A 25,503-nucleotide genomic window follows, 5' to 3' on the forward strand; every position below is an offset into this window, starting at 1 on the left:
CAATTTCCGCTTCCGCGAAGCCGATCTGCCTCTTCATCCTCGTGAGTCCGTTCTGTGAGCTGCCTTCTATAACGTCTTCGGCTACGTGAGCGATGACCGCCGAGTTCCATTAATCAGCGTTTCCCTAGAGGTTGGCCTGGAACAGGTCCAACCGGAAGCCGAAGATCAGGATCACGATGAACACCAGAATCGGAATGACCTTGGCGACCGTGACGATACTGTTGATGAAGGCCGCCTGCTGCACGCCCTTCAGGATCATGAAATGAAATAGCCAGATGCCGATCGATGCAACGACGATCGCGACGACCGTATTGCCGTCGCCGAACACGGGAAAAAACGCGCCGAGTGTCGACTTGATCAGCACCCAATAAGAAACGTTGCCGATACAGCTACCGATCCAATAGCCAAATGCGGAGAGAAAACCCGGATAGTCGCCAAAGCCCGCTTTCGCATACGCAAACACGCCGGCGTCCAGTTCGGGCTTGCGTTCGGCCAGCGCCTGAAACACGCGGGCCAGCATATACATGCCCGTGCCCGCAATCAGCCAGCCATTCGGATTCCTTTTAGTTACCTTTTTAACAAGGATCTGTAATCAGATTCGAACGAAACGTGTCTCTCGGCCAATCTTGCTGTTGATCAGCCGCGCTACTCTGCAACCACCACACGAAAAGAATGGTCTGTCCATTGGCGTTTGTCAATTTATCGAAGACAAGTAACGGACTGTGGCTCGCTATGCGATCGAATCCATCGATGCTGCGTTGCCGAATCTGGTTGAATTTGCGAATTAACAATTCACCACGCATCTGAATCGCTCGCATCGATAAGCCGCTTTGAATATCGATGATTTAACAATGATGCGACCTGCCGCATCACCGCCGCGGTTTTCTCAAATGATGGGGAATCGCTGAAGCGAGCTGAACCGGTGGTCGTTCAGAACTACTGAGAAGCACCAGAGCCACAGCTCGAAATGGCGCGCGGGGGTCATTAATAGTCCAAACCCGATGACGATTTGATAATGGCGGGCTTTGTGAATTTTTCTGACGGAATCGCCCGCGTCTCCGCGCCGCAAGAGGTCCAACTATGACTCGCGCAACTTCCTCAACGTCAGCCGCGCTTCGAGACCGCCGCCGACGCGGTTGTGCAGCGTGAGCGTCGCATCCATCGCGAGCGCGAGTTGCCGCGCGATCGCGAGCCCCAGCCCCGTGCCGCCCGTTTGACGATTGCGCGATCCTTCGAGCCGCACGAACGGCTCGAACACCGTCTCCAGCGACTCGACCGGAATGCCGGGACCGCGATCGAGCACCGACACGGTAGCCTCGCCATCGTGCAACGCCCCTATATCGATTTGCGCGGCGCCGCCGTACCTCAGCGCGTTATCGACCAGATTGCCGACGATGCGCTTCAACGCCTGCGGACGCATCGTCAGCGACTGGCCGAAGTGGCCCTGCAGTGACACTTGCTGACCCGCGTCGACGTAATCGCAGACCAGGCTGTCGAACAGCGCATCGGGATCGATGCGGCGCGGCACCTCGGTCGTGCCATGCATCGTGCGCGCATAGGTGACCCCTTCCTTGACCAGCGCCTCCATTTCCTGCAGATCCTGGCGCAGCTTTGCGGCCTCGCTGTCGTTGTCCATCGTGTCGACACGCAGACGCATGCGCGTGATCGGCGTCTGCAAATCGTGCGAAATCGCCGCGAGAATCTGCATGCGCTCGGTCATGTACGTGGCGATCCGGTCCTGCATCGCGTTGAACGCGCGCGCGGCGCGCGCCACTTCGGACGGACCGGCTTCGCGCAGACGCGCGGCCTTCAGGTCGGGGCCGAGCGTGTCGGCCGCGACTGCGAGCTGATTGAGCGGGCGCGTCGCGAGCCGTACCGCCAGCCAGCAGCAGGCCGCGAGCACGAGCAGCTGCAGCGTCAGCACGAGCGGCAGCCAGCGCGACAACGGAGCGCCGGGCATCGGCCGCAGGTCGATGGTGAGCGGCGTGCCGTCGCTCAGTTTCAGGTGCACCTGCAGACGCTCGCGATCGCCCGGCACTGCGTTGACGGTCAACGGATAACGCGTGCCGATGCCATCGCCGATCGACTGCGCGACGCGCGCCGACAGGCTCGCGTCGACCGGGGTGCCTGGCACGCCCGGGCCGAGCACGAACTCATAGCTGCGCCGCGCGAGCCGCGGCAGCCACTGGGCGCGCTCGTCGGGCGGCAGATGATCGAGCAGCGCGACCGAGCTCGCCACCTCGCGCTCGATGTAGCCCATCATGATGTTGGTCATCGTCTGGTCGCGCTCGGTCATCGTGAGCCAGAACGACAGCGCCTGCGCGAGCGCGAGCCCGACGAACAAAATCACCGCGAGCCGCGCGAACAGCGTGCGCGGCCAATGCGGCCAGCGCAGCAACGACGGTGATGGAGATGCGCTCATTGCGGATCTCCGATCGCGGTCACGGCCGCTGAAAACACATAGCCCTCGCTGCGCAGCGTCTTGATGTAGCGCGACTCGCGCGCGCCGTCCCGCAGGCGTTGACGCAGGCGGCTCACCATCAGATCGATCGAGCGGTCGAACGGATCGGCCTGGCGTCCCTGGGTGAGGTTCAGCAACTGATCGCGCGTGAGCACGCGCTGCGGATGATCGAGAAACACACGCAACAGACGGTACTCCGCGCCGCTCAACGCCACCTCGGTTCCGTCCGCGTCGAGCAGATGGCGCGCGGTCGTGTCGAGCCGCCAGTCGCCGAAGCACAGCATCGGCGCCGACTCCGTCACCTCCATGCCGGGCGGCAGCATGCGCGCGCGGCGCAGCACCGAACGGATTCGCGCGAGCAATTCGCGTGCGGCGAACGGTTTGGTCAGGTAATCGTCGGCGCCCATTTCGAGGCCGACGATCCGGTCCGCTTCCTCGCTGCGCGCCGTCAGCATCAGGATCGGCACCGTGCGGAACTTGCCCGCGCGCAACTCACGGCACAGCACGAGGCCGTCTTCGCCGGGCAGCATCAGGTCGAGCACGATCAGGTCGGGCGCGCCGTTCTCGAGCGCGGCGCGCATCTGGCGGCCATTGGCCGCGAGCGAGACACGCACGCCGTTTTTCTCGAGGTATCCCGCGAGCAGTTCACGGATACCGCGATCGTCATCGACGATCAGTACGTGGTCGGAGGTTTCCATCGACGGATTATCTGCTGCGGCGTTTGAGTTGCACGCCGCTCGACTGGATCAATGAACACTGCAACGGATGCGCGAGTTCGGCCGTGAAGCCGCCCGCCACGAACACAGCGATGGCAAACAGGCGTTTCATGCGTCCTCCAGCACGGAAAGACTCGCGCCATCGGCCACGCCGGCTTCGAGCGCGTAAGGATCGACCCCGTCGAGGCAGCCGATATTGACGCGCCATTGCTGCGGATCCTTGCGCGTCTGATGAAAAGGATAGATGCCGCAATGCTTGCAGAAGTAGTGTTTCGCGACCTTCGTGTTGAACTGGTATAGCGTCAGCGAATCCTCGCCACTCAGAATCTTCAACTGACTGGCGGGAAAGAGCGGCGTCATCAGCGCGCCCTTGCGGCGGCACAGGCTGCAGTTGCAACGACCAGCCGGAACGATTTCGGTGCGAACTTCGAACTTGACGGCCCCGCAGTGACAGGACCCTTGCAGCAACCCGGCGTTCATGATGCTCTCCGTGATTTGACGATGCCTGCTTTATAGCCCGGTTCATCAGTCGAATTATGTCGTAATGTATCCGGCGGCCGAGACGATACATTACATTGCAATACGCCGCGGCGATTAGCGCAAGGCGAAACAGCGAGGATATACACGCGAGTTAGCATTTAAGCGGCACGCGCAAACGGATAACGCAGATTGCATGATTGCCACCGCATTATCGCGCTCAACCGTGCAAAGATACTCCGCCTATCCATGATTATGTGAACGGCTTATGTAAGCGGCGCGACGGGGCGCGCCGGCCTCCCTACACGCTGTTTTTGACCTCGGCGTGACCAGCAAGCGGGCGATGACGACCACGAGCCGGTTGCTCGCAAGCTCTGTGAATCAAGTTGAATACGCTTGACTTTTAGTCACCGGCCACTTCCAATACCAATGGTGCAGTGCGATGTTTCGCCTTTGAAACACGCCTCACCTCATTCGGTAGTTCACAGCATTGGCCAGCAGTTCATTCGTCCGCCGTGCATGCGGCGTCAGCTAGCGAAATGGAGCACTCCTCACTACGGAGTCGTCTTGGCTGCAACAAAAAACCAACCCACCCACCGCGAACCCGCCCTTATCGACCTCGCATTGCAAGGCGGCGGATCGCACGGTGCTTTTACATGGGGCGTCCTCGACCGTTTGCTCGAAGAGTCGTGGCTGCGGATCGAAGGAATATCGGGTACGTCGGCTGGCGCGATGAACGCCGCGGTGCTGGTGAGCGGCTATCAGGCAGACGGCGCGGCCGGCGCGCGCGCCGCGCTCGAAGCCTTCTGGCGGCGAGTATTCGAAGCATCGGTGTACAGCCCGTTTCGCCGTACCCCGTTCGACGTGTTGATGGGCCGCTGGACGCTCGACTACTCGCCGCTCTTCATCGCGATGGACCTCGCGGCGCGCGTGTTTTCTCCATACGACCTGAACCCGCGCGGCGTACATCCGCTGGCGAAGATTCTGCAGGACTCGATCGATTTCGCGCATCTGCGCGACGCGCCGATCAAGCTGTTCATCACCGCGACGCGTGTGCGCACGGGCCAGGCGCGTGTGTTTCGCAATGGCGACCTGACGCCTGACGTGCTGCTCGCCTCCGGCTGCCTGCCCACGCTGTTTCAGGCCGTGCAGATCGACGGTGAAGACTACTGGGACGGCGGCTATGCCGGTAATCCGACCATGACGCCGCTGGTACGCGAATGCACGTCGAGCGACACGCTGCTGATCCAGGTCAATCCCGTCGTGCGGGAGGAAACCCCGCGCACCGCGCGCGACATCATCAGTCGCCTGAACGAAGTTGCCTTCAACGCGCCACTGCTGAAAGAGCTGCGCATGATCGCGCTGCTGCGCCGCGCGGCGGACCCCGGCAGCGACGAAGGCCGCCATTGGGCGGCGATGCGCATCCATCGGATCGCGAGCGAGTTGATGACCGAACTCGGCTACTCGTCGAAGCTGAACGCCGAGTGGAGCTTTCTGACGATGCTGCGCGACGAAGGCCGGCGTGCCGCCGAAGCGTTCCTCGCCGAGCACGGCAATTCGATCGGCGTGCGCTCCTCGCTGGATCTCGACGCGTTGCTCGACGGAGTCTGACCATGGAAGTCATCACCCTGTCACCGCTCGCGATCGGTCTAGGGCTTTTCGGCATGCTCGCGAGTCTCGCGCTGCTGATCGGCTTCGCGTACCGCGGCTGGACCGTGCTGCTGCTCGCGCCGTTCGCCGCGATGCTGGCCGCCGCGATTTCGGGCGAACCGATTCTCGCGCATTGGACCCAGACCTTCATGCTCAGCACCGCGCGCTTTCTCGCGCAGTTCTTTCCGTTGTTCCTGCTCGGCGCGCTGTTCGGCAAGCTGATGGAAGACAGCGGCTCCGTGAAGGCGATCGCCAGTTACATGACGGAGAAGCTTGGCGCGCATCGGGCGATTCTCGCGGTCGTGATCGGTGGCGCACTCGTCACCTATGGGGGCGTCAGCCTCTTCGTGGCGTTCTTCGTGCTCGCGCCGATGGCCACCGCCCTCTTCCAGGCCGCCAATATTCCGCGCCGTCTGATGCCGGCCGCGATCGCGCTCGGCACGTCGACGTTCACGATGTCCGCGCTGCCCGGCACACCGGCTATCCAGAACGCGATCCCGATGCCGTTCTTTGGTACGACGCCGTTTGCGGCGCCTGGGCTTGGCATCATCGCGAGTATCGTGATGGTGGTGTTCGGGCTCTGGTGGTTGTCCTTGCAGCAATCGCGCGCGAAGGCGGCCAATGAAGGATTCGACGGACTCGAGGCGGCGGTGAAATCCATCGGGGCGCCGGCCAGCGACAACCTCGTGCGCGAGCGCGCAAGCGTATCGCAGAGTTTCGATCCGGAGGAAGCGAAGCGCGGGCATGTCAGCGAGAGTCTGCCCTCGTTCGGCGTCGCGCTCACGCCGCTCGTGCTCGTCGTGCTGACGAACTTCGTGATGAACGTGATCGTACTGCCGCGCATCGACGCCGACTATCTGGCCAAGGTCCGTTGGGGCGAGACGTCGCTTGCGGCGGTCGGCGGTGTGTGGGGCGTGTGCGTGGCGCTCATCGTCGCGATCGTCGTGCTCGTGCTGCTCAATCGGCATCGCCTGCCAGCGCTGCGCGAGACGATCGATGCGGGCGCGAATGCATCGGTGCTGCCGGTGCTCAGCGTCGGCAGTCTGGTCGGCTATGGCGCGGTGATCGCCGCGCTGCCAGCGTTCGCGCTCGTGCGCGAATGGGTGCTGGGTATCGGCGGTGGTCCGCTCGTATCGCTCGCGGTCGCCACCAATCTGCTCGCGGCGCTGACCGGCTCGGCCTCGGGCGGTCTCACCATTGCGCTCGACGCGCTCGGCAGCACCTATCTGCAACTGGCTGCGCAATACGGCATCGACCCGGCGCTGCTGCATCGGGTCGCCGTGATTTCCTCAGGCACACTCGACAGCCTGCCGCATAACGGCGCGGTCGTGACGCTGCTTGCCGTGTGTGGGTCGAACCACCGCGAAAGCTATCGCGACATCGTGATCGTCGGGATTCTCGGCGCGTTACTCGCGCTGGTGGTGGTGATCGTGCTGGGCTCGCTGTTCGGGTCGTTCTGAGCGTTCTGAGCGTCTGAAGTAGCAAGGGGTCTTGCACTGACGTTGCTATCCGTCAGTGCAAGACCCCTTTCTATTTGCCGGTCGGCTCAGTTTGGGCTGCTTTGCAGCCGATTTCCGGCTCACTTCACGCCGCCGCGCGCGCCGCATTCATCCGGCCGAACACGAACTGCCCCAGATACCAGACCAGCTCGGTATTCGCGAAAATCGCATCTTCGGTGACCGTCGACGGTTCGAGCTTCATCCGACGCAGCATCAGCTTGCCTTCGCGCGACGTCGTCCACGCATGCATCAGTTCCTTGCGCGTCTTCGCATCGGCGGCGTTGAAATGGTCGCGGCCCTTGCGCGAATCCTCGTTCATGCGTGCGCGCACTTCTTCTTCGCGCGTCGCGATGCTGTGGGCCACGGTCTTTCTCGTTTCGGTCTTGACCGCCTGTTCCTGCGTTTCGTCGGCGAGCAGTTTGGCCTGTACGTCGACCATCGTGCGCTCGGCGTCGGAGATCTTCCAGTTGTCGCGTAGCGCGCGCATCAGGTAGCCCGCGGGGCTCTTCTTGACCTGGCCGCGCTTGACCCTGAAGCGCGTGTATTCGACGGCCTGCTGGATACGTTCGTCGGTCCAGAGTTCGCGGTTCTCCGAAATCTCGCTGAACTGCTTGGTCGAGAGCCCGAATTCGTCGGTGAGAATCTTGTACAGATGGCTCGCGTCGGCGAGGCTCGCGAGTACCGCGTCGGCTGTGTCCTTGCGCTTGAGCAGGAAACGGATGCGGTCGATTTTCTTCGACGTCGTGGATGCAGTCCGCGTCTCATAGGACATCTCGACGTCCGACACTTCGTTGATCTCGCGCACCGCCGGCTCGAGCCAATCGCGCTTGAAGTATTTGAAGATGGCGGCATTCGCGCCCATTTTGCCGGGCCAGTTGCGCATTTCCTCGAGCTGGATCCAGTCGGTGCGTCCCGCGGGCACGTTGGGCAACACTTTGTCGTAGATCGCGCGCGCGAGACTGCGCGTGAACGCGGTGGAAATGCGCAAGCTCAGCCAATGCGATTTCTGCGGATCGCGGATATGCGGCACGAGCCGCGGATGGACGTCGAAACGCATACGTCCGCGATGAAAACCGACCATGCCGATCAACTGAACCTGCACCCACAGATCGTTTTCGTTGGGATCGCGGTCCGCGGGCGTATTCGTCACGCGGACTTTCGCGTTCTGAGCTTCGTCGGCGATCGTGCGCAAGTGCTTCAGGTTGCGGCTGTCGTAACGCATCAGCCACTTGAAGTAGTTGAGTTCGACGTCGTACTGATCGCGCTGCTCGGGCTCCTGTGCGACGATGAAGTACGCGGCATCGAGAAAGCGCCGCGCCGGCAGCCCCATATTGACGATTTCGGTGAAGAAATCGTTGCGCTGATAACCGATCTCGCGATTGGCCTCGTTGATGCGCAATCCCTGATCGAACATGTCTTCGAACAGCGCGAGCGCCATCTGGCGTGACGTCGCTTTCGACCTGCCCTCTTCCGGATTGTCCGCGGCCATGTTCTTCATCCACTTTTTCGCTCCCGGGACTGTAAGCATGCGGTGGTGAGCTGTCAACACACAGAACCTCACCATCAAACGACCGCGACGGAGGCCGTTTCGGCGTCCCTTCCGCGTTTCGGCACACAGAACCTCACCATGTTCACAAAGAACCTCACCTTGCGGGCGGGCGTTCGCGCTGCAAGGCCTTATGCGACGGCCCTTTCAACCTCGTTCCCAGTAGCTGCACAACCCACCTCACCTTCGCGATTTGACGCAGTGGCAAACACATCGAACCGCACCTTGGTGGGGAATCGGTCTCACCTTCCTGCACAACCAACCGCACCTCTGAGCACAGCGAACCTCACCTTCGACACAACGCACCTCACCTTTTGGAACTTAAGTGCTTGAATGGATTGAATAGTGCTTGGTTGCGTTGGTTTGTGGGTTTGTTCTCGGTTTTAAAAAAACCTACTAACCCGGCACACGCAAATAAATGCGGCTGAAGATTGCGCGATGCAGCATGGTGAGGTTGATTGTGCGAAACGTTGAGTGGGTTCGGAAGAGCTGTTGCCAAGGTGAGGTTGGTTGTGCTGCTACGGTGATTAGCAACCCTTGGCGATGAGCTGAACCTCTGCCTGACGGCTTGGCGCCGGTGTATTGCCGCTTCTGTGGGTGAGGTTCATTGTGCATTTGCGTTCTAAGTGCGGGGAGCGCTCGCAGGGAGGTGGCGAAAATCTAACAATGGTGAGGTCGGTTGTGCAAGAGATCGCCGGACCGGTCTTTCAGGAAATGAGAAAGTGCACAAATGACCTCACCAAGTGCCTAAGTCTCGAGCAGGAGTGCCGACTCCGCTACCCGGATTGCGAAGAAAGGTGAGGTCATTTGTGCCTTCGAGGACGCAGTGTTTCGAGGCTCGTTTAGTTTCCACGGCGATTCCGCAACCGAAAACGGTCTGGAAATACAAAAATTTGCAGAAAATCCGCATAAAAACAGTAATTTAAAAAGCTATTTTCAAGTATTTCCTGTATTCTGAGGTTTCTGGAATTTTATGGAAAAACCTCAGAATGGTCAGAACGAGCCAACTTCCTGCCGTAGACCGAACCGTTCACTTTGAGCAGATCAGTGAGTTCGCAGAAAAAGTCACCATTTTCACTAATGAGCTGCGTGACACGATTCTGGCTCCGCGTCCTCGAAAAACGGCTCCCGTTTTCAAGACCGGCGAGATTGCCGAGATGTGCAACGTCTCACACTCGCAGGTTCAGTATCTCGCGACAAAAGGCGACGGAGAACTGCCTTCGGGCACGGCGGCAGGCACGGGCCGTACCCGGACCTTCACGCTGGAGGAGGCGCGGATCTGGGTACAAAAGATTTCCGACATCTACCAGACTCCGCTGGTCACGCGCCTGAAGGAGCCAGACGGGAAGATCATTATCACCGCGCAGCTCAAAGGTGGCTCCGCCAAGACGACGACGACGATGTGCCTCGCCCAGGGGCTGTCGCTGCGGGGACGCAAAGTGTTGGTGGTTGATCTCGACCCGCAGGCGTCGCTTTCGGAGCTGTGTGGACTGTACGCGGAAAAAGACGTGACGCCTGAAGACACAGTATTGCCGTACGTCTACGACCAGGACAGCGAAGGTGGCCTCGAGGGGCGGGTCCAGTCGACGTACTGGGATGGCATCGACGTGATTCCTGCGCACACGGAACTGATTGGAGCAGAGTTCCATCTGCCGGCGATGCAAAAGATGCGACCGGGTTTTCGCTTCTGGACCGTGCTTCGTCAAGGGCTCGAGCCGCTGCGCAAGAAGTACGACTACATTCTCATGGATACGTCGCCGTCGCTGTCGTACCTCAATCTGAACGCGCTGATGGCCGCGGATGCCATGGTGATGCCGATGGTGCCGGAAAACCTGGACTTCATCAGCTCGCTGTCGTTCTGGCGACTTTTCTCGGACGTGTCCAAAAGCTTTATCAAATTCGAGACGGACAAGAAGTACGACTTCGTGTCGCTGGTGTTGTCGCGGGTCGATTATGGGCGGAACTCGTCGGCGCCGATCGTGCGCGCGTGGGCGCAAAGCGCGTACGAAAACTGGCTGCATTCGATCGAGGTACCGGCGAGCTCGGTGATGAGCACCGGGGCGTTGGCGTTCTCGACCGTCTTCGACATCAGTAGCAATCACAGCGCGGCCAAGTCGCTGCAACGCGTGCGGCAACCTCTCGTCGACTACTGTCGCTGGATCGACGAGATCTATTCGGAAAAATGGAGGAACGCGCAATGAGCAATATGCGAGAACAGTTGCTGGCCAAGACGTCGGGCATTCGCAAAACTTCGTCGATCAACGAGGACGAGGTGAAGCGCAGCAACCGCACGCAAACGGCGCCCGGCCTTGCCGGCGCGCTGGCCGTTGCGCAACTTCGCGTGCAGGAACTGGAATCGACTGGCGTCGCATCGCAACTGGCGGTTGCTGGCATCTTGCCGAACCCTTGGCAGCCGCGTCGCGTGTTCAACGAAGCAAAGTTAGCCGAGCTTGCGGAGTCGATCCGCGAAGTTGGACTGATGCAACCGATCGTGGTCCGTCGTGTCGCGGACGACTATCAGATCGTCGCCGGGGAACGACGCTGGCGTGCGCACAAAATGTTGGGGCTGGACACGATCAAGGCCGTGGTCGCGGATTGCTCCGACTCGGATATGGCCGTGCTCGCAATGGTCGAAAACATTAGCCGCGACGACCTTGCTGACTATGAAATCGGCGTGGCGATTCGTCGATCGGAAACAGAGTTCCCGAATCGCAAGCGACTGGCGGAAGCGATGGGATTGTCGCGGGCAGGTCTGTATCAGTTCTTGTCGTTCGACAATCTGCCGGACTTCATCAAGAAAGATCTCGATATTCAACCGCGACTATTGGGCGGGACTGCGGCGCAAGCAATTGCAGCGGCTATCAAAAAGCATGGCGAGGATGGCGTTAAAGCCGCTCGCGAAATTTGGCCTCTGTTGGTGAGAGGCGAAATGGATCAGGGCAAGGTCGCGGCGGCAATCACCGCCCTGGCGACCCGGCAGACGACGTCGGGTGGTACCAGCGGACGCAGCATCGAGAAATTTTTCGCGGGACGAGAGCACGCTGGGAGCATCACCAAGGATGTGAGTAACTTCACGATCAAGATCAAGACCGGAGTGATCACCGAGGCGCAAGAAGTTCAGATACGACAGTTGATCGGACAGATGTTCCAATCGCAGCCGAAGACGAGCTAATCGGTGGTTCGGTTGTAGTGTTAAAAGGCCCGCTTAGTGCGGGCTTTTTTTTGGGTCAATCAAATCGGTCCACCTCGAAGAGTGTCTAGAGTCTAGACACTCACCCCGCAGCCCTACCTTTGCGCCATCCGGTGTCTAGACTCTAGACATTCTTGACGACGCACCCCCGATGCCGATGAAAGCGTGCCGCGTCCGCGCGAACGCACATCCTTTGTGCCTTGCACGACCCGTGGAGCGATTCACGCAGTATTGCGTTCGCAGCGATCTCGCAGGCGCCTGCGGCGGGTCAGCCGCTCGCCATGAGCGAGACAGCCAATGACTGGGGATTTTCTGATGCATCCATTGAGCCGGGTTCGGCTGCTTCGTTGACGGTCGCATTACCCGGAGCACATACAAAATCGCACAGGCGACATATGACGGACGGGATGGAGGGTCAGCCCTCTGTCCTATAAACGTAAACTCTATTCCGGCAGACCATCCACGGTCATTCTCAACCCAACGCCGCATCAGCGCGTTTCCCCGAGACGACTCGACTCCGCTATCGTCGGTCCCAATCTTCTCAATGAGAAAGGCCGCGGCCCTTAGTGCGCGACGTGCATTGCACATGGGTGTCCATGAACAGCTGTGTTCATGATGGCGCTGTCGGCCGCAGCAAACCTCGGCGAAGATCGTCGACGTCCCGCAAGAATGCTTCACTCTCCCGGTGTACCTCAGGCAATGAACGCGCGCAGCGTTGAGGCCACCGCTTATCGACCGCAAAGTCGGCAGTCGTTCTGCCGGAAAAGCTGTTCCGTACGATTAGCAATGAAAGCGGCACGAACAAACTCGCAAAGGAAGGCTGTGAATGGGGCTTGCCTCAGCGAACAGACGACATGCGTCAAGATCCGGCGGGAGCCAGTTATTACTGGAACGTCGCGTTAAGGGACCCCGAATCATGTATCGCGCGTTCTCTCAAACGATGCACTCGCAGTTCCGCAAACGGTGTTCGCCACGGCGCAAGCTTGTCCTCAAATTATCCCGTTGCTGATCCAGCGTCTCGATCGACGCCCAGAAAGTCAATCGCGAATGCCTGCCGGCCGCGATGAATTGGCCGCAATGGCGTTAGACCAACATCCCACCGTCGTCAAGAGAGGACACTCTAAAGATAGTTGATGTCGGTCGTCACGCCTACCGATCTACCCACCCGCAGGGGAGACACCCAGATAGAAGTATTCGAAGGGATGCAGCGCGACCGCGCCGATCATTTTTGGGCAAGCACCGGAGTAATGAGTGACTCGACCGCAACGAATGATCTCCGTCCGATCGTATGTCACGCCACCCGGATGGGCCTGCGTCAGACCACTCGTTCAGCGCGAAATCAACATCGCTGCTCTCAGATCATCCGCAAGAAATCCGTCGGACGATGGACGGCAGGATAGGTGAGGGCAAGCGCGCAAATCTCGCGAACATAAGGAGTCTCTCCCGGCCCGCCCTGTGATATTGATTAGCAAGACGATCGCGCGTCCGCAATGCGAGCGACTGTCAGTCGCCACGCGTGTGGTCAACTTGAACTTCAGCAGACGTAGCAGTCGCGCATCGGCAACCTAACAATATACGGGGACCGAACATACGGCCAACTTTTGCGAACTAAATATCGAAAAATGAGTGACTCTTAGCCAATACGAGCGAGAATTTTCGATTCTTCGGCCAATCTCGCCAACCGACACGGCGTGAAACATAGCGAAACGTCTTCTATGCGTGTCAACCTATTGTTTTAAAAGACTTTTTTCACCAATGCACGCCATTGTTTCACGCCAATCAGTCAAATTGGTGCACGATACCCCATCACTCCCATCAAACGGCGACAACACGCCAGAATGAACACACGTGCCCCGCCAATCCGTAACATTCAATACGTAATTTGTAGCGAAAGAATTTCGAGCGGCCGTCGCGATCTTTCGAGCGTTCCGCTGACCTGACCGCTCATTCGAACCAATCTTCCGCGCCTGCCTCGATCACGCTGGCTTGATTCGGAACGCTGTACCAGTGATTCGAACAGAGTCCAGCAACAGCAAGCTCGTCAAGTCCGAGCCCAAGTCCGAGCCGCCGCAAAAGACAGCTGGCCCCGCCGCCATCACTTCGCTATCCGAGCCTCCCCGCAAACCTCCCCGCGCTGATCGATCTGCGCAATATCCTCATGCAAGATCCGCCGAATCTCGAGGATCGCCCGCGGCGTCTCCTAGACACTGTGTCCAGCAACAGTCACCTTCTCCGACAGCGCGCCCACAAGATGCGCGCTGCGATCAGGGACCACGCCATCGTCGGAATCTTCGAGCGGCCCGTTTTCGCGCAGCTGTTCGATGCTGTTAGGCACATGGAAGGTCCGTCCCTGCGGTTCGATGTTCGTCGCCGTCTGCATCACTTCCTCGATCTCGTTCAGCAGGGCAAGCGGCAGACGCACGAGGTTGGCCGCCCAGCGCGACTGCCGGTTGCTCGCGAAGGCGTGCCTCGATGGGGGCCGCGATAAATATGGCGCGCTCGATTTGCGGCATCGGCGTGAAGTTCAGTAGCCGATCGAGCCGCTCGTCCTCGCGATCGATATCGGTGCCCTCGGGCACGTACTTGTCCTCGAACGTCGCCCAAAGCGCGTCGCCGGAAGTCGACACGAGCAGCCGCGCCAGAATGCCGCCCATGCTATGACCAATCAACACCATGCCATGCGACGCCGGCACCGTACCGTCTCGATCGAAGTGCGCGAGCGTCTGTTGCGTGGCGCGGCGGATGCGCGCGAGGTTGACCAGAATCGGCACGTTGGTCGGGTAGTAGACCTGCCACACCTGGAAATGCTGGCGAAGCACTTCATCGCCCTGAATATCGTTGGCGACGTTGACCCATGCTTCGGGGCTGCTCGCGAGGCCGTGCAGCATCAGAATGATCCGTCGATTGGGATCGAACGGTTGCATCATGTAGATGCGGGGCGTATCGATACCGTGTGCGCGTCCAAACAGCGTGCGCAACGATTGCCCGGCGAAGCCCGAGCGCGCGAGCCAGATGCCGTAGCCCGCGCTGAAGTTGGCCGAAAGTGGCACAGTCTGGCCGTGTCGCTCGACACTGTCTTCGCGATACGGATCATAGACGAACAGCACGACCTCATGCGAGGCAAGCACCTGTTCGAGCATGCCCTGGCTGAACAGGATCGACGCGGTCACGTTCGGCGACGGCATCTCGCGGAAAAAGCGCGACGCCGGCCTTGGCCGTCCCGCGGCTTCTGACGACACGCCGGAGTTGAACGGTGCGCTCGCGCGACCATCGACGCGGTGGACACACGCGTGTCGGCGCTGGCATCGCCACCCGCATCGACATCATCTTCAGGCGGAGGCACGTTCATCACAGCAACGAGGCCCGCCCCCAAACCATCGCGTCGATAAATGCTACGTATCCCCGCGAACGACAGCCGCGACGCCGGGATGACTTCGCGCGGTTCGCGCACCCCTTCGGGTAGTCGGGTTCGGCTCAGGTCGAGATGAATGGACCAGCCTGCGATGTACTGCGTGCCCGGCACGCCGTTGCCGGCATCGGTAGCGAGCGCGCCACGCAGAAACAGCGCGTGGGCAAGTTCCTGCACCGCGTAGTTGTAGTAGTCACGGACCTGGGTCTGACGATCTTCGAATGCACGTTCGCCAGCAGTGCGTTCACCGAGGAACAGAAATGCATACGCGAATCGCGCGGCCCTGAGCCACAGATCGAATTGCGCGTCGCTCCAATCGCTGGCGTTGGCCGGCGTGTTGGTGATGGCCATCTGCAACGACAGTTCGGCGAGGCTCGACAATCGCCGGTCGGTATTGATTCCGCCGACGGTCGAGATCGTATTGATGCAATCGAGCGGCTCACGTTGGCAGGTGTTCCCATCGAGTGCCGCGATGTGCAGGGTGTCTCGCGTCGCGGCGCTCGGACGGCCGATCGATAGAATGCCGCCGCGGCGCATCGCGATGTACTGCTTCGGGCCTTGTGAGCAGACGGTGACCATCGCGCAACCGCACAGAAGACCGCTGGTCAGCAGCGCGACTGCCGCGCACCGCGATGTCCACGGTGCGAGCGAGCGCGTCATGATGCGTCGAACCGGTTCGTGCGAGAGGGCAGCCGCGCTACGCCGATTCAAGCGATGAACGCTGGCGGCGGCCCGCGACGTTGCAATTGCCAACTTTCTTTTCACGCAGAGTTGCGTTACCCATCGGCGAAACAAAAATTCCTTGAAACCTATAGCGTTTTTTCCCATGGCATTTCGTCACTAGTACAGCAGAATAGCCATGCGTATATTTCATCAACAGAAGCCGAAGCAACCATAGAACGAGTCGGTATGACCGTAGCAAGTCGCGAATCGATTGACGGCTTGCGCATTGTTCGGCCATGATGCCTGTGACGAACTGAAAGGGGCCAATGACGCACGCATGACACGGGCAAACCACCAGTGAACTGCGCGAAGTCATGAACGCCTAAGACGGCTTTGATATACCGCTTAAGGTAAGCAATCGATACGATCGTGCTGCGCCTGTGAGGCTCTTGACAGCGAATTGTTTGGGAACTTTAATAATTTTGCAGCAAGGTTCAATCGAAGGGATCTGATTCAACGCTGCAGTCCGCCCGCATATTCATTCGTCTTCAGGTTTTGCGGAATCGTCGTGCATTCCATACAGGGCGGATTCGTCAAGTTCCTCAGTCTTGCTTCGGCATGGCGAAGCAGTTTGGCAGTTCGACAGGATGCCTGATGAACGGAGCCGGAATGACGACACATGGGTCGCGGCTGTAGTCCTGACGGCCACAACACAGTTGTCGCCGATAGACTGGTTTGAACGACGTTGCCGGTCCGACAGAAGGGATGCCGCTGTTCCTCGAATCTGACCTGGCCGTGGAAGTCGAAGCGGATGCACCCATCGGTCCACTGTCATGGGCCCCTATGAATTGCTGAGCAACCTGTAGGGTCTCGTATTCGCCGGCCCGTGAGCTACGTTGCCGCTGGGCTTACGACACGGGTTGCGCCAGCAGTCAGCCGAGAACGTCATGAATGCAAACCGCTCCGATGCACCGCGGCCTCGCCGATCAGGCGGAATCGCACTGACCGGCGCATTGTCGTGCGCGTTGACCTGCGCGCTTGTCGTTTTACTGTCGGGCTGCCAACGGCAGACCGAAACACAGAGTGGCGATACGAGGCCAGCCGTGCAGCTCACCAGGGTCGAACCGGCCGACGCTTCCGCCATTCGCATTTTTACCGGGCGGGTCGAGCAGACCAGCATCTCGCCGCTCGCCTTCGAAGTATCGGGCCGCGTCGTGCAGATCGCGGTGCTCGAAGGCGCGTCGGTGAAACGCGGGCAACTGATCGCGCGGATCGACGAGGAACCCTACAAGCTGCAACTGCAACGCGCGAACGCGCAGTATCAGCAGCTGAGCGACAACCTGAAGCGCCAGGCGGTGCTGCGCAAGGACGGGATTCTGTCTCAGGCTGCCTATGAGCAGTTGTCGGCTTCCACCGATGCCGCACGCGCGGCACGCGACCTGGCGAGCCGCGACCTGCGCAATACCCAGCTCGTCGCGCCATTCGACGGCCGGATCGCTCGCCGCAACATCGAGATCCAGCAGGTCGTGCAGGCTGGGGCGCCCGCGTTCAATCTGGAAAACATCGGCCGTGCCGATGTCGGCGTCGATCTGCCTCAGAGCATTGCCGAACGGCTGTTCGTCGACAAGACGCTGAGAGCCGAGGCGTGGCTGCCCGGGCGGCCGCAGAACCGCTTCCCGCTCGTGTTCCGCGAACGGACCACGCAGACCTCGCCGACTTCGGCGGCCTACCGGCTCGTGTTCTCGATCGAAGGACCGCAAAGCGCGATGCTGTTCCCCGGCATGGCGCTGCGCGTACAGATTTCCGAAACGGCGCGTCAGGTCGCGCAAAACGACAACAAAGGGTACTTCGCGATTCCGATCGCCGCGGTGTCGATCGGCGCGGACGGTCAGCGCAGTCTGTGGCGCTACGACGCCGCGTCCGGCCGTGTGCATGCGGTGCCGGTCAGCGTGCGCGAAATTCGCAATGACGATGTGGTCGTCGCGGGGGCGGTTGCGGCGGGCGACCGCGTGGTGGCCGGCGGCTCGCAGTTCATGAAAGAGGGAATGGCGGTCCGTCCAATGGATGCGCCTCAATGAATCTCGCGCGCCCCCTTATCGAAAAGCCGCTGATCGCGTGGGTTCTGACGCTCATCTCGCTGTTGGGCGGCATCTTCGCGTACTACAACATCGGGCGGCTCGAAGACCCGAAGTTCACGATCAAGACTGCGGTCGTCGTGACGCTGTATCCGGGCGCGAGTGCGCACGAGGTCGAGCAGGAAGTGACGGACCGGCTCGAAAGCGCGATCCAGCAGATGCCGCAGGTCGAGAAACTGACCTCGCGTTCGACACCGGGCTACTCTGAAGTCCGCGTCGAGATTCGCGACCAGTACACGTCGGCGCAATTGCCGCAGGTGTGGGACGAGTTGCGCAAGTCGGTATCGGATGCACAGCCCCGGCTTCCGCCGGGCGCGGGACCGTCACTCGTGCTCGACCGTTTCGGCGACGTCTACGGGATGTTCTACGCGCTGACCGGCGAGGGCTACACGCAGGCGCAACTGTATGAGTACGCGCGCGAACTGCGCCGCCAACTGCTGACACTCGGCGACGTGTCCGACATCGTGATCGCCGGTGAGCAGCAGGAGCAGATCTCGGTCGACGTCGACCAGTCGCAACTGATCGCCAACGATCTGTCCACCGACGATCTTGCGCAGACGCTCTTCGTGCAGAACGAGGTTCGGCCCGCGGGACGCGAACGTGTCGGCGACCTGTCGTTGCGGATTGCGCCGTCCGGCTCGCTCGATTCGTTGCAGGCCATTCGTTCGCTGCCTGTCAACAATACGCCCGCCCCGCTGCTGCTCGGCGACATCGCGCGGGTAAGCCACGGCTACGCGACGATTCCGAACCAGGTCATTCACTATAACGGCCAGCCCGCGGTTACGATCGGTATCAGCGCGCGGCCGCGCGTCAATGTGGTGAGGGTCGGCGAGGAGCTCAAGGCGAGGCTCGCCGAACTCGAGCGTGACCTCCCGATCGGCATCAAGCTGCACTCGCTTTACGATCAGCCGCAGGTCGTCGACGAGAGCGTGCGCGGCTTTATCTTCGACGTGTTCCTGTCCGTGGCGATCGTCGGCGTCGCGCTGGGCATTGCGCTCGGCTGGCGCGCGGGCGTCGTGCTGGGCGTCGAGCTGTTCCTGTCGATCCTCGGCACGCTGCTGGTGATGTACGCGGCAGGCATCGAGCTGCAGCGTATCTCACTCGGCGCGCTGATCATCGTGATGGGCATGCTGACCGACAACAGCATCGTGGTGGTCGAGGGGATGCTCGTGAAGGTTCAACGAGGCATGTCGCATCTCCAGGCGGCGACCGAGATTCTCAAACAAAGCCAATGGCTTCTGCTAGCGTCGACCATTGTGGGGATTCTGGCTTTCTCGGGCATCGGCCTGTCGCCGGATTCGGTCGGCGAATTCTGTGCGTCGTTGTTCGCCGTCGCTGCGATTTCGCTGCTATTCAGCTGGGTGATCGCCATCGCCCTGACACCGCTGTTCGGCACGTATCTTTTCAAGCCCGCGGACATCATCGATGACGACCCGTTCAAGTCGAAGCTGTACAAGCGTTACGGCGAGCTGTTGTCATGGGTCACCCGACAGCGCGTGTTCGTGGTCATCGGCCTCGTCGCGCTGACCGTGCTGGCCGGGTGGGCGTTCCGTTTCGTCGAGCGGAGCTTCTTCCCCGCGTCGACCACGCCGATCTTCTATGTCGACATGCGTTTGCCGCGCGGCGCCGATATTCGCGCGCTGGTCGAAAAGAGCCGCGCGGTGGAGAAGGTGCTGCTCAAGCATGCGGACGTCACCAACGTGCAGACGTATATTGGCTCGGGCGCGACGCGCTTCTCCCTCGTCTACGATCCGGAAACGCGCAATCCGTCGTACGCGCAGTTCATCGTCGGCGCGAAGGACCAGAGCCTGATCGACGACATGATTCCGGACATCGAAGCGGACCTGAAGAGGCGCTTCCCAGAACAGCATTGGACGGTCACGCGGCCGAAGTTCGGTCCCGGCGGTGGCGCGGCCATTCAGGCACGCTTCTCCGGACCCGATCCGGCCGTGCTGCGCCGCTTGTCTCAAGAAGCACAGAATGTGCTGAAGGCGGACGGCCGCATCATCGCGATTCGCGACGACTGGGAGGACCCGATCAGCATCGTGCGGCCGGAATTCGACGAATCGCGGGCGCGCTCGCTCGGTGTGACGCGCCGTCAGGTTAGCGACACGATGGCTTATGCAAGCGAAGGCCTGCGGGTGGGCATCTATCGCGAAGGCGATCAGCTACTGCCGATCGTGCTGCGTTCGCCCGACTACACGCGTGGCGTCGCGGGTCTGCAGGACCTGCAGGTGTTCAGCGCGGGGCTGCGCCGTTACGTGCCGCTCGGCGACGTGGTCAACGGCTTCGCGGTCGGTACCGAGGAAGGCCAGATCGCGCGCGAAAACCGGATTCGCACGCTGACGGTTTCGGCCAACCCGATCTATGGGCAGAACAGTGTCGACGCGTTCAACCGCATACGCTCCAGCATCGAGAACATCAAGCTGCCACCGGGCTATAGCTTCGAATGGGGCGGCGAGCACGAATCGTCGACGCGCGCGCAGCAGAGCCTGTTCCGTCAACTGCCGCTCGGCTTCATCGGCATGGCGCTGCTCGTGCTGATGATGTTCGGACGCCTGAAGCCGGCGCTCGTCGTGCTGCTCGTCGTGCCGATGTCGATCGTCGGCGTCACGCTCGGTCTGCTGCTATTTCGCGGCGCGTTCGGCTTCATGGCGTTGCTCGGTCTATTGAGTCTGATCGGCATGCTGATCAAGAACGGCGTGGTGCTTGTCGAAGAGATGGATTCGCAGATCGCCGCGGGCGTGCCGCGCATGCAGGCGGTGACCCACGGCGCGATGAACCGTCTGCGGCCGGTGATACTGGGGGGCGGTACGACGGCGCTCGGCATGGCGCCGTTGTTGTGGGATCCTTTCTTCAAGGACATGGCGATCACGATTATGGCGGGCCTTGTTTTTGCCACCGTGCTGACGTTGGTCGCCGTGCCGGCGCTGTATGCGATGCTGTTCTCGATCAGGCAGGCGGAATGGGAGCCGGGTCGACACCCGGAAGCAAAATGATCCGCGCGCGCCCTTATCTTCTCGCCATCGCGGCCCTGCTGCTCGAAGCCGGCTGTACGGGTTCATTGCAGCTGCAAAAGCCCGCCGCGTTTCCGCCGCAGTATTCGGAAGCGCAACCGGGCGTGGCGACACCGATGTCCGGGCAGCAGCTCGCGGCATGGTGGACCCAGTACAACGACCCGACGCTGAACAGACTGATCGATCTCGCGCTCGCGCACAACTTCGACATCGCCACCGCTTACGCACGCGTCGATCAGGTGCAGGCCGGCATCCGCCTGGCCCGCTCGCAACTGTTGCCGTCGGTCGGTGCAAGCGTGAGCGCCGCGAAGTATCACGGCGCCGAGACGCAGCTCGAATTCGCGGAATTCCTCGGCATCAACAATACCGATGCGCAGTTCTGGCGTGTCGGCTTGCGGGCGCAATGGGAGATCGACCTGTTCGGTCAGGGACGCGCAAGGCTCTCGGCGGCACGCGAACAGGCACGCGCGGCCGCCGGCGACGCGGAGGCGGTACGCCTGAGCGTGGTGTCGGGAGTCGCGGATCTGTACGTCACCTATCGCGGGCTGCTGCGTCAGCGCGCGATTTTGCTGCAGAGCCGCGCGATCGCGGACGACTTCGTCAACATCGCCGAGAAGAGCTTTAACGCGGGTCTCGTGCTGAGTACGGACATCGAAGCAGCGCGCGCCGGCCGCGCGCAGGTCGATGCGCGTTTGCAGGACGTGGAGAACGGCATCGCGCAGGCACGACTCAATTTGCAGAATCTATGCGGCGTGCAGCCCGCGGAATTCGCGGGGATTCTCGATGAAAGCGACACGCTGATGACCGCGCTGCCGCATATCGAGCCCGGCCAGCCAGTCGACCTGCTGATGCGGCGCCCGGATCTGATCGCGGCGCAGGCACGCGTGAATGCAACGGTCAGGCAGTCGGATGTCGCGCGGCTCAACTACTGGCCGACCATGTCGTTGAGCGGTTTGCTTGCACGCAACGGTTGGGAGATCGCGGGTCAAAGCCTCGGGGCCAGCACGTTCTGGCTATTCGGCGCGGCGATGGCGCTGCCGCTGATCGACTTTGGCGCGCGGCGCTCGCAGGTGGAGTCGTCGGATGCGCAGGCGCAGCAGGCCATGTTGAACTACGAAAAGACCGCGCTCGGCGCGTTCTATGACGTCGACCGTGCGCTGGCGCGTTTGAACCGGCAGGACGAGTTGTTCAAGGCACGCAATGAAGAAGTCACGCGTCGCACCACGCAGTTGAGCCAGGTGCGACGTCGCTACGAACTCGGTGATACCGGCCGCGTCGATATCGATCAGGTGCGGGTTGCGCTGCTCGAAAGCCAGTCGTCGCAGGCGAGGGAAGAGGTCGGCGAACTGCAGGCACAGTTCGCGCTGTTCAGGGCGATGGGAGGCGGCTGGTTGGCCAATCCGCCAGTGGCCTCGAATACACGAGCGCCGACGGAACCCGCGCCCGCCACCGCGAGGGCACCGGCGCCGGCCGCACAGTGAACGACCAGGAGGAGTGCGGTCCGGTACCCGCAAGGCCGTTGGCTTCAGTCGGGGAGGACTGACAGGAGATGCGCAATTCACGCGTACCTGCTCCGCGTAAGTCCCTGTCTGGAAGAAATCAGCTTCTCTGAAGGGTGGACGATGGCAACCCAGGTCGAGACGAAACTGTCGTTGCCCGCATTGACCGCGATGGTCGTCGGCTCAATGGTGGGCGCAGGGATTTTCTCGTTGCCGCGCAATTTCGCGCGCGCGACCGGACCGTTCGGCGCGGTCATTGCATGGTGCGTGGCGGGCATCGGCATGTATGCGCTGGCGCGCGTCTTTCAGGCGCTCGCGCAGCGACGGCCCGAGCTCGATGCGGGCGTGTTCGCATACGCGCGAGCGGGCTACGGCGATTATGCGGGCTTTCTATCCGCATTCGGCTACTGGATGGCCGGCTGCTTCGGCAACGTGTCGTACTGGGTGCTGATCAAATCGACGCTTGGCGCTTTCGTGCCGGCCTTCGGCAACGGCAATACGGCGACCGCGATCATCGTGTCGTCGGTGGGCATCTGGCTGTTTCATCTGGTGATGCTGCGCGGCGTCCAGCAGGCCACGATGATCAACACGATCGTCACGGTCGCGAAGTTGATTCCAATCGTGCTGTTCATCGTGATGCTGATCGCGTTGTTTCGCGCCGACATGTTTCGCGCGAATCTGTGGGAACGCAGCGATCAGATCGGCAAGGGCTTGTTCTCGCAGGTTCGCGCGACGATGCTCGTCACCGTCTTCGTGTTCGTCGGTATCGAAGGTGCGAGCGTGTACTCGCGCTATGCGAAAAAGCGTTCGGACGTCGGCGCCGCGACGATCACCGGCTTCGTCGCCGTGCTGTGTCTGCTGGTGCTGGTGACGCTGCTGCCTTACGCGACCTTGCCGCGCGCCGATATTGCGGTGATGCGCCAGCCGTCGATGGCCGCGGTACTCGGCGCGCTGCTCGGCCCATTCGGTGTCGTGTTCGTCAGCGCCGGTCTGATCATTTCGATCCTCGGCGCGTACCTCGCATGGTCGCTGATCTGTGCCGAGGTGCTGTTCGCCGCCGCGCGTCTCGAGACGATGCCGCGTATCTTCGCGCGACAAAACGAGCGCAAGCTGCCGGTCGCCGCGATCTGGCTCACGAGTACCGGGGTGCAGTGTTTCGTAATCAGCACGTACTGGTCGACCGATGCGTTTGCGCTGATGCTCAATCTCACGAGCTCGATGGTGCTGATTCCTTATTTTCTCGTGGCCGCATACGGCATCAAGGCCGCGCGTGACGATAATGGGCAGAATGGCGGCACCTTGAGCGGCGCGTTGCGCACCGAGTATTTCGTCGCGATGTTCGCGACGTTGTATACGGCCTTTCTGCTGTTCGCGGGCGGCCTGAAGTTCCTGATGCTATCGGCGCTGCTTTATGCGCCCGGTACGGTGCTGTATGTGGTGGCCAAACGCGAGCGCGCCCATCGGGTGTTTTCGAAAGTCGAGTGGGTCATCTTGGCCGTCGCGGCCTGCGGCGCGATTGGCGCGCTGATCGGCCTCGCGACTGGCACGATCGTCATCTGAGCGGTCGATCATCGTAGTCGCACGAGCGCGGCTCGATCGGAACGTGTTCGCGGGAGAGCGATCGCAGCAATGGACAAGCGCGTCAGACTTTCAGCGCCGGGCCTGATGGCGATGGTGATCGGCTCGATGGTCGGGGTGGGCGTCTTTTCGCTGCCGCAGGCGCTCGGCAAATATACCGGCGTAGTCGGTTCGTTGATCAGTTGGACCATCACCGGCTCCGGCATGCTGATACTCGCGCTGATCTTTCAACGGCTCGCATGGCGCAAGCCGGAACTCGACGCTGGCGTCTACACGTATGCGCGCGTGGGGTTTGGACGTTACACGGGATTTCTGTCGGCGTTCGGCTACTGGTGCGCCAGCTGTCTCGGCAACGTGGCGTATCTCGTGCTGATCAAGTCCGCGCTCGCGATCGTCGCGCCTTCATTCGGCGCTGGCAATACGTTTAGCGCGATCGTCAGTTCCTCGCTGATGATCTGGGTGTTTCACTTTCTGATACTGCGCGGCGTGAAGGGCTCGTCGGTAGTGAATGCGTCGATGACGGCCGCCAAGTTGTTCGCGCTTGGACTGTTCGCGGTGCTCGTGCTATCGAGTGTCAAGTGGCAGTTGTTCGTCGCGAACCTGTGGACCGTTCCCGAGCCGTCGGCGACCGGTCTGTTCGGCGAGGTGCGCAAGACGATGTTGGGCACGGTATTCGTGTTTCTCGGCGTCGAAGGCGCGAGTGTCTATTCACGGCATGCACGCGAACGGCGCGACGTCGGGGTCGCGACCGTACTCGGCTTTCTCTGCGTGCTTGCGTTGATGGTCATGGTCACGTTGTTGTCGTATGGCGTGTTGCCGCTCGAGCAGTTGGGCACGCTGAAAAATCCGTCGATGGCTGGCGTGCTGAGCGCCGCGGTCGGCGCCTGGGGCGCGGTCGCGGTCAAGCTCGGCCTGTTGATATCGGTACTCGGTTCTTATCTTGCATGGACGTTGCTCGCCGCCGAAATTCTGCACGCGGCGGGCAAGAGCCGCACGATGCCCGCGTTTCTCGGGCGAGAAAACCGCAACCACGTACCGGTCGCCGCACTGTGGATGACGAGCCTCGTGATTCAGGCCTTTCTGATCGTGACGCTGTTTTCGAAAGAAGCGTTCACGCTGGCCAAGGAGTTCACGACGTCGATGAGCCTGATCCCGTATCTGCTCGTCGCCGGCTATGGGTTGAAGCTCGCAGCGAGCGGCGAATCGTATGCGGGGCAGCCGTGGTCACGGCGCATCGATTTCATGCTCGCGCTGCTGGGCTGCGGCTACGCGCTCTTTCTCGTGTACGCGGGCGGCCTGCATTATCTGTTGATGTCGACCGTGCTTTATACGGCGGCGACCGTGTGGTTTTACATCGCCGAGCGTCGCAAGGGGAAACGGCCTGTGTTTACGCTGCTCGAACGCTGGCTGTTCATTGTGGTTTTGCTTACCGGGCTGGTCGCGTTCGTCGATCTCGTGCGCAATCATTTTGCGGCCTAAGGCTCGCGCTCGCGCGCCGCGCGGCTCACATGATCGCGGCCTGGCGAATGCAGCGGATGAAATAGTCGGCCGGGCGCCACCGTCGATGTCATCCGGCCATACACAACAGGAGAACGAAATGAACGCACAGAAATGGCTGAAGCTGGTTTGCGCGAGCGCGGTCGTGTTCCGCTTGCCTGACTGC

General features: G+C 61.2%; 16 protein-coding genes and 1 pseudogene. 9 read left to right on the plus strand and 8 right to left on the minus strand.

Annotated elements, in window-relative coordinates:
• Positions 1-127: 127 nt before the first annotated feature.
• The 5 genes and pseudogenes from F6X37_RS18195 to F6X37_RS18210 form a co-directional block, all read right to left on the minus strand.
• Positions 128-547, minus strand: a pseudogene (locus F6X37_RS18195) (amino acid permease); the annotation flags it as partial.
• Positions 548-1,078: 531 nt separating this feature from the next.
• A complete protein-coding gene (locus F6X37_RS18200; protein WP_090810663.1) occupies positions 1,079-2,422 on the minus strand; it encodes an ATP-binding protein in 1,344 nt (447 codons plus the stop codon).
• Positions 2,419-3,159, minus strand: coding sequence for a response regulator (locus tag F6X37_RS18205; protein WP_187612279.1), 741 nt, complete (start codon positions 3,157-3,159; stop codon positions 2,419-2,421). Before F6X37_RS18205 ends, F6X37_RS18200 begins: the two co-directional genes overlap by 4 nt.
• 7 nt (positions 3,160-3,166) lie before the next feature.
• On the minus strand, positions 3,167-3,289 hold the full coding sequence (locus F6X37_RS36945) for a hypothetical protein (RefSeq protein ID WP_262419957.1): 123 nt from the start codon (positions 3,287-3,289) through the stop codon (positions 3,167-3,169).
• Complete coding sequence (locus F6X37_RS18210) at positions 3,286-3,657, minus strand: GFA family protein (protein WP_090810665.1); 372 nt, start codon at positions 3,655-3,657, stop codon at positions 3,286-3,288. Before F6X37_RS18210 ends, F6X37_RS36945 begins: the two co-directional genes overlap by 4 nt.
• A 564-nt stretch (positions 3,658-4,221) precedes the next feature.
• Between F6X37_RS18210 and F6X37_RS18215 the strand changes: the two genes are divergently transcribed.
• Entirely contained in the window at positions 4,222-5,265 is a 1,044-nt protein-coding gene (locus F6X37_RS18215) for a patatin-like phospholipase family protein (RefSeq protein WP_187612280.1), read from the plus strand.
• A gap of 2 nt (positions 5,266-5,267) precedes the next feature.
• On the plus strand, positions 5,268-6,764 hold the full coding sequence (locus F6X37_RS18220; RefSeq protein ID WP_187612281.1) for a GntP family permease: 1,497 nt from the start codon (positions 5,268-5,270) through the stop codon (positions 6,762-6,764).
• Between the two features lie 124 nt (positions 6,765-6,888).
• Here F6X37_RS18220 and F6X37_RS18225 read toward each other — a convergent pair whose 3' ends face one another.
• Entirely contained in the window at positions 6,889-8,292 is a 1,404-nt protein-coding gene (locus F6X37_RS18225) for a replication initiation protein (protein WP_167368809.1), read from the minus strand.
• Between the two features lie 1,046 nt (positions 8,293-9,338).
• On the opposite strand from F6X37_RS18225, the gene F6X37_RS18230 reads away from it, so the two are divergent.
• Together F6X37_RS18230 and F6X37_RS18235 are read left to right on the plus strand one after the other, a co-directional pair.
• Positions 9,339-10,550, plus strand: a complete 1,212-nt coding sequence (locus F6X37_RS18230) for a ParA family protein (protein ID WP_184061762.1) — start codon at positions 9,339-9,341, stop codon at positions 10,548-10,550.
• Positions 10,547-11,521, plus strand: coding sequence for a ParB/RepB/Spo0J family partition protein (locus F6X37_RS18235; RefSeq protein ID WP_184061763.1), 975 nt, complete (start codon positions 10,547-10,549; stop codon positions 11,519-11,521). Before F6X37_RS18230 ends, F6X37_RS18235 begins: the two co-directional genes overlap by 4 nt.
• A gap of 2,345 nt (positions 11,522-13,866) precedes the next feature.
• Here the strand turns inward: F6X37_RS18235 and F6X37_RS18240 are convergent.
• Positions 13,867-14,709 carry an esterase/lipase family protein gene (locus F6X37_RS18240; protein ID WP_187612282.1) on the minus strand — a complete coding sequence of 281 codons (843 nt, stop codon included), beginning with the start codon at positions 14,707-14,709 and terminating at the stop codon, positions 13,867-13,869.
• Positions 14,706-15,608: a hypothetical protein gene (locus tag F6X37_RS18245; RefSeq protein WP_187612283.1), complete on the minus strand. Its 903-nt coding sequence runs from the start codon at positions 15,606-15,608 to the stop codon at positions 14,706-14,708. The genes F6X37_RS18240 and F6X37_RS18245 overlap by 4 nt, the downstream gene beginning before the upstream one ends.
• Before the next feature lie 1,106 nt (positions 15,609-16,714).
• Between F6X37_RS18245 and F6X37_RS18250 the strand changes: the two genes are divergently transcribed.
• The 5 genes from F6X37_RS18250 (at position 16,715) to F6X37_RS18270 (ending at position 25,319) form a co-directional block, all read left to right on the plus strand.
• On the plus strand, positions 16,715-17,689 hold the full coding sequence (locus F6X37_RS18250; protein ID WP_184061764.1) for an efflux RND transporter periplasmic adaptor subunit: 975 nt from the start codon (positions 16,715-16,717) through the stop codon (positions 17,687-17,689).
• Positions 17,686-20,745, plus strand: coding sequence for an efflux RND transporter permease subunit (locus tag F6X37_RS18255; RefSeq protein WP_187612284.1), 3,060 nt, complete (start codon positions 17,686-17,688; stop codon positions 20,743-20,745). The genes F6X37_RS18250 and F6X37_RS18255 overlap by 4 nt, the downstream gene beginning before the upstream one ends.
• Positions 20,742-22,244, plus strand: coding sequence for an efflux transporter outer membrane subunit (locus F6X37_RS18260; RefSeq protein WP_187612285.1), 1,503 nt, complete (start codon positions 20,742-20,744; stop codon positions 22,242-22,244). Before F6X37_RS18255 ends, F6X37_RS18260 begins: the two co-directional genes overlap by 4 nt.
• A gap of 141 nt (positions 22,245-22,385) precedes the next feature.
• Complete coding sequence (locus F6X37_RS18265; RefSeq protein ID WP_187612286.1) at positions 22,386-23,822, plus strand: basic amino acid/polyamine antiporter; 1,437 nt, start codon at positions 22,386-22,388, stop codon at positions 23,820-23,822.
• A gap of 69 nt (positions 23,823-23,891) precedes the next feature.
• The gene (locus F6X37_RS18270; protein ID WP_187612287.1) at positions 23,892-25,319 is read left to right on the plus strand and encodes a basic amino acid/polyamine antiporter; all 1,428 of its coding nucleotides are present in this window, start codon (positions 23,892-23,894) and stop codon (positions 25,317-25,319) included.
• Positions 25,320-25,503: the final 184 nt, after the last annotated feature.

Source organism: Paraburkholderia sp. 31.1, from assembly GCF_014397645.1.
Classification (GTDB): Bacteria; Pseudomonadota; Gammaproteobacteria; order Burkholderiales; family Burkholderiaceae; genus Paraburkholderia; species Paraburkholderia tuberum.

Excerpts from the sequence above, each read along its gene's own strand:
- F6X37_RS18270 (WP_187612287.1), top strand. The coding sequence starts at position 23,892 with ATGGACAAGCGCGTCAGACTTTCAGCGCCGGGCCTGATGGCGATGGTG.
- F6X37_RS18220 (WP_187612281.1), top strand. The coding sequence starts at position 5,268 with ATGGAAGTCATCACCCTGTCACCGCTCGCGATCGGTCTAGGGCTTTTC.
- F6X37_RS18255 (WP_187612284.1), top strand. The coding sequence starts at position 17,686 with ATGAATCTCGCGCGCCCCCTTATCGAAAAGCCGCTGATCGCGTGGGTT.
- F6X37_RS18210 (WP_090810665.1), bottom strand. The coding sequence starts at position 3,657 with ATGAACGCCGGGTTGCTGCAAGGGTCCTGTCACTGCGGGGCCGTCAAG.
- F6X37_RS18265 (WP_187612286.1), top strand. The coding sequence starts at position 22,386 with ATGGCAACCCAGGTCGAGACGAAACTGTCGTTGCCCGCATTGACCGCG.
- F6X37_RS18260 (WP_187612285.1), top strand. The coding sequence starts at position 20,742 with ATGATCCGCGCGCGCCCTTATCTTCTCGCCATCGCGGCCCTGCTGCTC.
- F6X37_RS18245 (WP_187612283.1), bottom strand. The coding sequence starts at position 15,608 with ATGACGCGCTCGCTCGCACCGTGGACATCGCGGTGCGCGGCAGTCGCG.
- F6X37_RS18225 (WP_167368809.1), bottom strand. The coding sequence starts at position 8,292 with ATGGCCGCGGACAATCCGGAAGAGGGCAGGTCGAAAGCGACGTCACGC.
- F6X37_RS18205 (WP_187612279.1), bottom strand. The coding sequence starts at position 3,159 with ATGGAAACCTCCGACCACGTACTGATCGTCGATGACGATCGCGGTATC.
- F6X37_RS18230 (WP_184061762.1), top strand. The coding sequence starts at position 9,339 with ATGGTCAGAACGAGCCAACTTCCTGCCGTAGACCGAACCGTTCACTTT.
- F6X37_RS36945 (WP_262419957.1), bottom strand. The coding sequence starts at position 3,289 with ATGAAACGCCTGTTTGCCATCGCTGTGTTCGTGGCGGGCGGCTTCACG.
- F6X37_RS18200 (WP_090810663.1), bottom strand. The coding sequence starts at position 2,422 with ATGAGCGCATCTCCATCACCGTCGTTGCTGCGCTGGCCGCATTGGCCG.
- F6X37_RS18235 (WP_184061763.1), top strand. The coding sequence starts at position 10,547 with ATGAGCAATATGCGAGAACAGTTGCTGGCCAAGACGTCGGGCATTCGC.